Annotated in this window: 1 pseudogene; it reads right to left on the bottom strand. The window is 78.9% G+C overall.

The features are described 5' to 3' along the window. Window positions 1–741: pseudogene (locus tag ACQRUO_RS39590) on the bottom strand (ArnT family glycosyltransferase); the annotation flags it as partial.

Here is a 741-nt window from a genome sequence, read left to right as displayed (position 1 = left end):
ACCCGCACCGCGGCCCCCGCCGTGCCCGCCGGCGGTCCCGCCGCCGGGCCGGCCGAAGCCGCGCGCGGCCTGCGGGCCGACCGTGCCCATCCCGGAGTTGCCGTACTTGGTGCTCAGCACCGAGGCGGCCCAGGCACCGGGCGCCAGCAGCATGGCGAAGAGCGAGGCGACCAGGCCCACCGTGGCCAGCCGCAGCCGGCCCAGCCGCCGCTCGCCGAACCGGGCCGCCCGGCCGAGCCCGAGCAGCACCAGGGCCAGCGCGCCCAGGCCCAGGGTGGCCGGGGCCAGCCAGGGCAGGAAGGTCGGGAACAGGTGCGCCAGGTAGGCGGCCCAGCCCGCGGTCCCGGCGACCGCCGCCGGCAGCGCCCAGGCCTTGCGCCCGCCGGCCCGGTAGGCCTGCCAGAGCAGCATCACCCCGGCACCGCTGAGCGCCGCCAGCGGGGTGGCGATCACGCCCATGTAGTAGCTGTGGCCGCCGACGCTGCCGGCGCTGAAGACCACGAAGAAGACCGCCAGCCAGCTGCCCCAGAGCAGGTAGCCGGCCCGCAGCAGGTCGGTGCGCGGTTCGCGACGGCGCCAGGCCAGCGCGCAGAGCAGCGAGATCGCGGCGATCGGGTAGAGCCAGCCGGTCTGCGGGGCGAACTGGGAGCCGAACATCTTGCTCCAGCCGCCGTCGCTGCCGCCGGGGCCGCCGGCCCGGCCGCCGCCCGGTGCGCCCTGCGGGGCGGGCCCGCCCGCGGC

This window comes from Kitasatospora sp. LaBMicrA B282, from assembly GCF_050325825.1.
GTDB lineage: Bacteria > Actinomycetota > Actinomycetes > Streptomycetales > Streptomycetaceae > Kitasatospora.
This window is presented reverse-complemented; position numbering and strand designations above follow the sequence as displayed.